The organism is Bacillus sp. MUM 116 (genome assembly GCF_001866655.1).
Classification (GTDB): domain Bacteria; phylum Bacillota; class Bacilli; order Bacillales; family Cytobacillaceae; genus Neobacillus.
Map to the genome: position 1 here is coordinate 1 of NZ_MLYR01000022.1, position 10015 is coordinate 10015.

9 protein-coding genes are annotated in these 10015 nt (G+C 37.2%); all 9 read right to left on the reverse strand.

The genetic code is table 11. The features are described 5' to 3' along the window. On the reverse strand, positions 1 to 204 hold a 204-nt coding region (locus BIV60_RS30030; RefSeq protein ID WP_218145922.1), incomplete at its 3' end, for a hypothetical protein. A gap of 122 nt (positions 205 to 326) precedes the next feature. Further along, a complete protein-coding gene (locus BIV60_RS06680) occupies positions 327 to 746 on the reverse strand; it encodes a DUF6526 family protein (protein WP_071354955.1) in 420 nt (139 codons plus the stop codon). A 24-nt stretch (positions 747 to 770) separates the two neighbouring features. Next, positions 771 to 1871 carry an ABC transporter permease gene (locus BIV60_RS06685; RefSeq protein ID WP_071354956.1) on the reverse strand — a complete coding sequence of 367 codons (1101 nt, stop codon included), beginning with the start codon at positions 1869 to 1871 and terminating at the stop codon, positions 771 to 773. After that, positions 1868 to 2800, reverse strand: a complete 933-nt coding sequence (locus BIV60_RS06690) for an ABC transporter ATP-binding protein (RefSeq protein WP_071354957.1) — start codon at positions 2798 to 2800, stop codon at positions 1868 to 1870. Before BIV60_RS06690 ends, BIV60_RS06685 begins: the two co-directional genes overlap by 4 nt. A gap of 349 nt (positions 2801 to 3149) precedes the next feature. Beyond that, on the reverse strand, positions 3150 to 3767 hold the full coding sequence (locus tag BIV60_RS06695; RefSeq protein ID WP_071354958.1) for an AmiS/UreI family transporter: 618 nt from the start codon (positions 3765 to 3767) through the stop codon (positions 3150 to 3152). Between the two features lie 19 nt (positions 3768 to 3786). After that, positions 3787 to 4965, reverse strand: coding sequence for a NupC/NupG family nucleoside CNT transporter (locus BIV60_RS06700; protein ID WP_071354959.1), 1179 nt, complete (start codon positions 4963 to 4965; stop codon positions 3787 to 3789). 376 nt (positions 4966 to 5341) lie between these two features. Then, positions 5342 to 6544: an anaerobic sulfatase maturase gene (locus BIV60_RS06705; RefSeq protein ID WP_071354960.1), complete on the reverse strand. Its 1203-nt coding sequence runs from the start codon at positions 6542 to 6544 to the stop codon at positions 5342 to 5344. A 17-nt stretch (positions 6545 to 6561) separates the two neighbouring features. Next, a complete protein-coding gene (locus tag BIV60_RS06710; RefSeq protein ID WP_256218311.1) occupies positions 6562 to 8769 on the reverse strand; it encodes an arylsulfatase in 2208 nt (735 codons plus the stop codon). A gap of 295 nt (positions 8770 to 9064) precedes the next feature. Next, positions 9065 to 9913 (reverse strand): MBL fold metallo-hydrolase, encoded by an 849-nt coding sequence (locus BIV60_RS06715; RefSeq protein WP_071354961.1) that lies wholly within the window; start codon positions 9911 to 9913, stop codon positions 9065 to 9067. Positions 9914 to 10015: the final 102 nt, after the last annotated feature.

The window sequence follows — 10015 nt, forward strand, 5'->3', positions numbered from 1 at the left end:
GCTCTGGATATTAAATGAAGCTCGATGATCTTGCTTAAAATTAAAGCTCGATTCATCTTCTTGATGTACGAAGCATCTCCGGTGAGCAATGTAATACCTCCTTGCATTATTTATAAAGGCTATTTTCGCATAGATTGTTGTTTTTCGTATAAGTTCATCAACCCGTATAACTAAATGCTTCGTGGCATCTTTTCGTAAGAACATTTGCGAAAATTGCCTAGAAACTTAAATATTTGACCCTTATTAGGGTCCAAGAGCAACAAAGTTTACGAAAAGAGCCTTTACAAATGCTCTATTCAAATTGCAGAGTAAAATTTTCCCTATTCCTAGACTCTATAATAATCTGCTTTCCAATTCATAATCTGTTTCTTTATATCATCCGGGCTTAAATTTTGTGAAGCTGCCTTCGCACTTAATTCTGGAAGCTCTGTATCACTAGCAAAACGAAGTGCAGTAATTTGCCTGACAGTTAGCCTTTCATCAAGTAATTTTCCAGTCAAAACAAAATGCCGGAGATTTTCTTCTGCTCTTATCGCTCGATCCTGCGCCTTTAACGGATATTGTCGAATTAAAAGGAACATGATGACTAAGATCACCACGATGGCTAAATAAAGAATAGCTGCTAGGTTGACACCGTTTCTAATGATAAACCATATAGCTCCAACTAGTGTAAGTAATAATAATAATGACAAGATATAATGAAAAAGTGGATCCAATCTTTGGTGATTATTGTAATTTTGATTCATTTGTTATTCCTCCCTTTATATTTTTTATTCCCATTTAAATGTATAACTAGCAATCACAAATGCTACTATTAACCAACCGCCTAAAATGGCTGTTTCCACCCCTAAGCTGCTCCAGGCTGCACCTACATTCATAATCTCACGCAATGCCGTGCTTAAATGTGAAATCGGCAGCAGCTTTACGATAGGCTGAAGAAACTCTGGCATATTTTTTATTGGGAAGAATACTCCCCCTAAAAATAACATGGGAAATGATAGAACGCCTGCAATCGGTGCAGCACTTTCAGGTGTTTTGGCTATTCCCGCAATGATAAACCCAATTGCCATAAATGCAAGAGTACCAAGAATGATAAAACATATTAAGGTGAACCAAGAACCGTGAACTTCAACACCAAATAGGAGATGGGCAACGAGTAAAACAACTAGGGCTTGCAATCCATTCATTAGCAAGCGCGCAGTAATTTGTGCTGCAATGAAAGTCGATGCTTTGAGTGTAGTCCCCTGCATCCTCCTTAATATCCCGCGTTCTCTCCAAGCAGCAATCTGACCGGCTACCCCATTCATGTTGTTACTCATTATCATCATCGCCACAATTCCTGGTACCAAGAAATCAATATATTTTAAATGAAGTGCTTTGATACCTTGAGATTTCATTACAACGACAGGCTCATAGGAAACCCTTTGTTTACTAATCTCATCTACTATTCCATTAACAAGCACTAATCCTACTTGTGAAACAGCAAAATTCGTATCATTATAATAAACAGGAATGGTAAATGGCTTTACTTGTGATCCACTATTTTTCAAACTAGATTCATATCCCTTAGGAATAATTACGACAAGTTGCAAATCATCTTTTTTAAGACTAGCTCGAGCTGACTTTTCATCTTTTCGTATCTCTAGATGAATGGCATTATTTTTATGAAGAGCTTTTACAAACTCACTTGAAAACGATGTGTGATCCTTATCAATCAATCCGATTGTTAGGGAAACTCCATTTCCTTTGCCTAAAAATAAACCCAGCATAGACATGAGCAGTATTGGAAAGATCAAAGTCCACATCAGAACTTGGCGATTTCTGAGAAAAATGCGCAGTTGTGCAAGTGTTAATTGCCAGTAAGCCTTCATGCTTCTCTTAAACTCCTTCCCGTCATGTGAATAAATACATCCTCAAGTGTTGCAGTCCTTGTTTGTAAATCGACCAGTTGCAGGTTTTTTTCAGCGGCAAAATGGATTAAGCTGGTCAATGTTTTCTGTAAATTGTCCGAATAGAGCACATGAGCATCGGAATGATTTCCAACTTTCTTTACACCTTCAATTCTAGAGAAATCAATGATTTTATCTTCCTGTAAAACTCTAAACTCCAAGGCACTATCCGATTGAAGGCTTTTCACTAATTGGGATGGTGTATCTAAAGCAATCAGTTCCCCTTGATCCATTATTGCAATTCGATCGCATAAAATATGTGCTTCATCCATATAATGTGTAGTTAACACAATTGTTTTTCCTTTATTTTTCAATTGAAGCACAATATCCCATAATGTTCGTCTTGCTTGAGGATCTAGGCCTGTTGTCGGTTCATCCAAGAAAACAACCTGTGGATCGTGGACCAACGCGAGAGCAATCGCTAAACGCTGCTTTTGACCACCAGAAAGCCCTTTTATCCGACTTTTTCTTTTCTCAGTAAGCAACATATCATCAATTAGCGGTAAAATTGGAATATGTGTTGGATAAAAACTTGCATACATTTGCAGAATTTCTTCAACAGTCAGCAATTCAAAAAGCGAAGTTGATTGTAACTGTACCCCGATCATTTCCTTTACTTTTGAAATCTCATGTAAAATATCGTGTGAACCAATGATCGCTGTTCCTTCATCAGGTTTCCTAAGACCAACCAACATTTCAAGCGTTGTTGTTTTTCCGGCACCATTGGGACCTAAGAGCCCAAATATCTCTCCTTTAAGTACTTGAAAATGGACGTCTTTTACTGCTTTAAATGATCCATAATTCTTTACAAGCCCTTTTACATCAATAATTGAATCTTGCGAAAAATTCATATATGAGCTTCCTTCTTTCAATTAGAATAGATTAAGAAGCAACAGTCACCTGTGTTTTCCCAATATTTATCTTAGAGTTTTTCATCATAGGTAATTTTACTATTATCTAATGAGGTATTTATTCGTTAAAATCGCTTTTCATTCCTGCCGCATACAATATATTTAAAAAGGACATTTTTAGTGAGGATGATGAATCTTAAATAAACGACAACCAAAAAACTATACTTTAAGAGTTATTGTCTAATTGAGTGTGATTATTAAGGCAATGTTCGAGGTGATTTGGAGTTCTTGAGACCGCACCTATTGGTACGGTCTCTTATTTTCTTTAGAAAGGTCTATTTTGAAAGGTTTAATTTGCCTTTAAAGCCAATCTTTTTTTGTAATAAAACTGTTTGTATGCCAAATAGCCAAAATATAAGAATGAAAATCCCAACAAAATCATCCAGAAAGTTTTCATCATGTTACTCCCCCAAATACCAATAAGAGAAAATAAAGAAGGTAAAGTTAAGGTTGTCCATGATTGAACGATGGCCACTTTTCCAACAAATTTATCTATATTTATTTTTTTCGTGTTGATTACAAAAAACAAAAACCATAATAATGACCACATTAGCCATGTAAATGCATTAACAAGATCATGGTAATGCATGATGGATTCAATTACATAAACAAGAGCGATCATTGACACCCAAAGGGAGTAGTATCCCAGCCCGCTCCCATTCATTCCTTTTAGCAGCGTTATTCCAACGTACAAATACGTAAAGCCAAACAAGAAAGTGGCCGCTTTTTCATACAAAATCCAGTGATCTTGTCCTGAAACAATAATTAAATAAAAAGGGGCAATGACCTGGAATGCTCCAACGAACAAATTAAAGACTCCCACATTTTTTTCATCCGCTTTTCCTAAAAGCATAAGGCCATTTAAAAATAATGCTGAACCAGATAAAAGCAATCCAATCGTATCCATTATATTTTTTCCTCTTTTTTTATAGAATAAGACTTACAATAATCGCTGATAACATACTTACAAGTGTTGCTCCATATAATAATCGCAAACCAAATTTAGCTACGACATTGCCTTGTTTTTCGTTTAGCCCCTTTACTGCTCCTGCAATAATACCGATAGAAGAAAAGTTCGCAAAAGAAACGAGGAATACAGATATAATTCCCAAAGTTCGTCCACTGAAATGAGATGCCATATGCGAGAGATTCATCATCGCGACAAATTCGTTCGTTACTAACTTCGTTGCCATTATTCCTCCTGCTGAAACCACTTCCGAAGCCGGGATGCCCATAATAAATGCAAATGGCGCAAACACGTAGCCAAGCAAGTGCTGGAATGATAGCCCGAAGATCATTTCAAAAACATTATCGATGGCTGCCATTAATGCAACAAACCCAATGAGCATGGCACCTACGATAATGGCCACTTTAAATCCGTCTAAAATATATTCGCCCAACATTTCAAAAAAGGATTGTTTCTCTTCTTGAATCACTAAAAGATCTTCTTCTTCCTTCACTGTATACGGATTAATGATGGAAGTAATAATGAATCCCCCGAATAAATTCAAAACGATTGCAGTAACAACGTATTTCGGCTCGATCATCGTCATATACGCACCAACAATAGACATTGACACGGTTGACATTGCTGAAGCACATAGCGTGTAAAGACGATTCGGAGGTAATTTGCCCAGTTGCTTTTTAACCGTTATGAATACCTCAGATTGGCCCACCATTGCTGAAGCGATTGCATTATAAGACTCCAATTTCCCCATCCTATTAATTTTACTAAGTAGGAAACCAATCCACTTCATCAGGAATGGAAGAATTTTAAAATGTTGAAGAATTCCTATTAATACTGAAATAAAAACAATTGGCAGTAAGACGGATAGAAAAAATGGTGCTGATCCCTTATTTGCGATACCACCGAACACAAACTCTACCCCTGAATTTGCATATTCCAGTAGTTTACTAAATATTTTTGCTATTCCTTGAATCATAATGAATCCAAATTTTGTATTTAACAATAATGTTGCGAAAACCAGCTGTATGATCACCATAAGAATTAAAGGTTTATATTTAATTTGCTTACGGTTATTACTAGCTAGAAAAGCTAATCCTAATACGACGATGATTCCGAAGATTCCTAATAGGTATTTCATAAATTCCTCCTGATGGGTATATAATATTTGGAAAATTCCTTAAAATAAATCAGACGTCTGACCTTTATAGATAAAAAAATAATAAACTAGTATATTTTATTAAAATTGCCTTGATTTTAAAATTTGGCTCTCATCTGTATAATCCTTTGGACGATGTTCTTTTAAACTATCAATCGCCTCTCACCACTGTTCTCAAGAATTGGTTAAAACAATTCTTGGATTTAATCTAGCTATGTGGTATGACGTCTAACAAGCATCTCAATTATACTCATACTTTATAAATGTGTAAACCCTTTCTTTTTTAAAGAAAGGGTTTACGATCGTTGTATCTTCAAATCGGTAAATTTTTCAATGTTCTCTAAGAATATAAAAGGTCTTAGGATTTCAAACAGATTTCTTTCACTAATGCAGCGGGTAATCCAGCCTGCAAGAGTTGCTTGATGACTATCATATACGGATCAATATGCTTAAAATATTTTTTATAAGAGGTACATAAGTAATTTAAACCTGGTTCATTTTCGTCTGTAACAGCAAATCTATTTTTGGGACATTCACCATGGCAGGCAAACTGAAATTCACAATTTAGGCACACGTTGGGAAGGGTATCCTTCTTTTTCTTACCAAAAGCTGCCTGGGATGGTTGATTGACAATCTTCATTAAGCCATCTTGGATATTGCCTAAGCGGTATTCAGGATAAACGAAATGATCACAAGAAAACAGATCCCCATTATGTTCCATCGCTGCTGCCCTGCCGCACTCTTCTGCAAAAATACAAACAGGTGAAGGAATTCCCGCCCAAGCGGCTAATGCCCATTCAAAGTTCATGACAAAAACAGAGCCTATGTCCTCTCGAACCCACTCATTAAATATTTGAATAAGGAACTCCCCATACATATCGGGTTCGACTGTCCAATGAGTAACGGCTTTTTCGGAATCTTCCATTTGGGATGAACATGTTGCCGCCTTTTCTTTCTTTTCCTGTTCAACAATTGGAATAAATTGCATAAATTGAATACCCTGCTGTTTAAAAAAGTGATAGATTTCAAGAGGCTTATAGGCGGAATCTTTCGTTACACACGTAAGTACGTTAAATTCAACTTGATGTTTTTTTAAAAGTGAAAGTCCTTTCATGACTTGATCAAATGTGGGTTTCCCCCCACGGTCAACTCTAGACTGGTTATGGATCGGTTCAGGGCCATCTAAGCTTAATCCTACTAAGAAATGATTGTCTGAGAGCAATTTACACCAATTGTCATTTAAGAGGGTTCCATTGGTTTGAATCGTGTTTTTGATCTGTTTCCCATTTGCGTATTTTTTTTGCAGAAAAATGGCTTTTGAAAAGAATTCCTCACCCATTAGGGTTGGCTCCCCGCCTTGCCAGGCAAAGATAATTTCCTCTGTATCCTGGGAAGCGATATATTGTCTAATATAGGACTCTAAAACATCGTCCGACATGTGGAAAGAATGATTTTTAGGGTAATAGCCTTCTTTCTCAGTGTAATAGCAATATTTGCAATCAAGATTACAGATTGGCCCCGTAGGCTTAACAAGAAGATGAAAATGATTTTCCTTCCCCAACTGATGACCTCCTTTCTCTAATAGTGACTCGTCTTTCCATTAATCGTAACCGTTATTATATCTCTTGTTTTCTTTTTAAAGAACGAATCTCCATAAATTTCAATAACCGCTTTTTCGATTTTCCCGCTAAACGGAAATTCAACTTCAGGGTAATTTAAGCTGACTGGTGATAAACGATCAAGTCCTATATCCAATCCCTCAACAGAAAGCACAAATGGTAATGTCCGAGGCATATACACAGTTCCAACTTCTTGACCATTAATGTATAGCTTTCCTGTTCCTTGAATGAACCCTTTCCGATTAAATTCAAATTGAATAGTGGAAGATCCAATTGGTACTTCCAGTGAAGATTGAATTTTATAGAAAGTGCCAATAAAGTTATATTCGTAGAATACGAAATTATCTTTAATATATAAGGTATATCCGCTTGAATGATTACCGTGGGCAATTAATACACCTTCTGCTGTATGGTCTGACCGAAAGATTGGAACAGTAATCAAGTAGGAAGAAAGGTTGATTTTTGGGGCAGCAGTTGATGGCAAATGAGACATTCCCGGGTAGAAGATGAAAGTTGTTCTTCCCTCCTGCAGACCATCATATCCCTTTTTGATTAAATCGTCATCTAGTGGAAGAACACCGTATTTCTTTGCTTCCCCCCACCATATCATTTGAAGCTCTTTTAATTTTTCAGGATACTTTTCGGCTAAATTAAACTTTTGGGAAAAATCCTCATTTACATGGTATAACTCCCATTGATCTTGATTAAATGGGACCCCCATTTGGTGATAGGTGACTGCAACCCATCCATCAAGCCAAATGGCCCGATGTCCTAGCATTTCGAAATACTGTGTTTTTCTTTTGGATGGGGCATCGGGTTGTGTAAATGTATGCCGCATGCTTATACCATGCAAAGGCATCTGAGGCACTCCCTCAACTATCTTTGGTTCCTCAATGTTTAGAAGATCCAGGATTGTAGGAGTAATGTCAATTGCATGATAGAATTGGGAACGAATCGATCCGCAGTCTGGAATAATTGGTGGACAATGGATAATGAGAGGGACATGTGTACCGCCATAGAACGTATCTTGCTTATAGAATTTAAAAGGTGTATTTGCCACTTGCGCCCAACCTTTAGGATAATTGGAGCTTGCAAGCTGCCCTCCGATTTCATCTATATGATTAAACATCTCATTCACTTTTTCCGTGATGCCATTAAAATAGGCGGTATCATGAATAGAGCCGTTCCAGTCTCCTTCCTGACTGCCTCCGTTATCAGAAAGTAAAACAATCACAGTCCGATCAAGGATGTTTTTAGACTTTAAGAATTCCAGCAGTCTTCCAATTTGTTGGTCAGTATGGGTAAGAAATCCGGCATAAGTCTGTTGAAATTGGATAAACAATGTTTTTTCCTTCATTGTCAGTTCGTCCCATGCCTTAATCCCTGGATTGTGTTCGACTAGTTCTGTATAGTGTGGGATGACCCCCATTTCTTTTTGCCGCTTGAACCGCTCTTGCCTGATTTGATCCCAGCCTTTATTATATACCCCTTCATATTTTTCAATGTATTCCATTGGAACTTGATGGGGCTCGTGCGTGGCTCCAAATGCCAAATTTAGAAAGAATGGCCTGTCCGGAGTTACAGAGATATGATCTGTCAAGAACTCGAGCGACTTATCAACCAGGTCCTCTGATACATGGTAATTTGCTTTATTCGGTTTAGGAACACGATGATTATCGTAAATTAAATCTGGTGCAAACTGATCTGTCATACCTAATAAAAAACCGTAATAGCGGTCAAATCCTTTTGCAAGCGGCCAATTTTCAAAAGGTCCGCTTGAAACTGCTTCGTGACCTGGAACGAGGTGCCATTTTCCCACCATATAGGTAGCCACCCCGTTCATCTTTAATACCTCAGCCAAAGTTGCTGCTGTCTCTGAAATTCTTCCTCGTTTATTAGGGTATGAAGGACCCCAATCTATTTCTGTAACGGTCCCAACCCCAACCGAGTGGCAGTTACGGCCTGTAAGTAGACAAGCACGAGTTGGAGAACACAAGGGGGTAACCGTGAAGTTATTGTAGCGCAGACCATTTTTAGCTAATGAGTCAATTTTGGGCGTTTCAATTTCCGAGCCATAGCAACCTAAAGAAGAATAACCCACATCATCCAGCACGATATAAATGACATTAAGATTTTGTTTATCTTCATTACCCTTCCTCAATTTCACCACTATCCTTCTTCATGATTTTTCAGCCAGAATTTTCAAACACAGGGATCACTAATATAAGTAATTTATTAATGGGACATTTTTAATATGATTAATCATATTTAGCATAATAACTTTAAATGAGCAGGCAATATTAGCCTGCTCACATTCTTTTGCACTTTTTTCTTGAAATAAGAAGATCTGTTTCTCTTAAATTTTGGCTGTGTTAAACTTGTCTGTTGATTTCCGCTCCAGGCGCTTCGCTCCAATCAACAGAGTTAAAAAATCAACAATGTCCTTTAACACAGCCTAAATTTTAATAACCATTCACAAAGTCGATAATTGTTACCATTTCGTCTTCAGTAAGCTCCCTCTTTACAAACTTCTGATATTCTAGGATTATTTTCCTCTGATCCCCGCTAAAAATATTGGTATATTTTGCAATAGTTCGAAGCATGGTCACTTCTTGATTAAATTCCTCTTTTGCAATCGGCTTCCAATGGGAAAGGATGTATGTATCTGCATCAAATGTTTCTAATCTATCCAAAAGTTGCATTGTACGATTGATGGTATAGTTTTCTTTTTCAGAAAAAATATCAGGATAAATACAGTCCCCTAAAAATAGAATCTTTTCTTCCTTGATATACACGATTACAGAGTCTGAGGCATGGTCCCCGCCAACGTGTTCAACGATACAGGTTACTCCGCCAAGGTCTATTTCCACTTTATTTTCAATGACTAAATCGGGTAAAACGACGGTGATATTTCGGTGGTTAGTAAATTCCTGCTTTATCGCATTTGCGCAAAATTCTATCTCCGTTCCTTCTTTCACTCTTGCATCTAGTGCTTCGTCTGACCAAGATAATTGAATTAATTTCTCCATTTGCTTTTTTGTTTCTTTAGAAGAAATCGATACGGTATTCGTTAGTGCCGCTAAGCCAAAGATATGATCCCAATGCCAATGAGTTAGGACGACTATATCAGGAGTTGGGACTTGCCTTTTTGAAAGTTCTTCCAGAAAATAGTGGGCATGATTTTCCGAGTTGCCTGCATCAATCATTAATGTCTTGTGTTTGCCAACCACCATCCCAAGAATGGGCCGATCCGTTTCAGATACTGGAGTGATGTACCAAAACCGCTTACCAATTTGCTCTATCGAATGCATAAATGCTTCCCCCTTTATTAAAAATTAGAAATATTTTTTGAAAAGGCTCTTTTCGTAAACTTTGTTGCTTTTGGACCTTAATAAGGGTCAAATACTTAAGTT

Coding starts and splice junctions, on each gene's coding strand:
- BIV60_RS06715 (WP_071354961.1), bottom strand. CDS start 9,913: ATGCATTCGATAGAGCAAATTGGTAAGCGGTTTTGGTACATCACTCCA.
- BIV60_RS06685 (WP_071354956.1), bottom strand. CDS start 1,871: ATGAAGGCTTACTGGCAATTAACACTTGCACAACTGCGCATTTTTCTC.
- BIV60_RS06680 (WP_071354955.1), bottom strand. CDS start 746: ATGAATCAAAATTACAATAATCACCAAAGATTGGATCCACTTTTTCAT.
- BIV60_RS06700 (WP_071354959.1), bottom strand. CDS start 4,965: ATGAAATACCTATTAGGAATCTTCGGAATCATCGTCGTATTAGGATTA.
- BIV60_RS06695 (WP_071354958.1), bottom strand. CDS start 3,767: ATGGATACGATTGGATTGCTTTTATCTGGTTCAGCATTATTTTTAAAT.
- BIV60_RS06690 (WP_071354957.1), bottom strand. CDS start 2,800: ATGAATTTTTCGCAAGATTCAATTATTGATGTAAAAGGGCTTGTAAAG.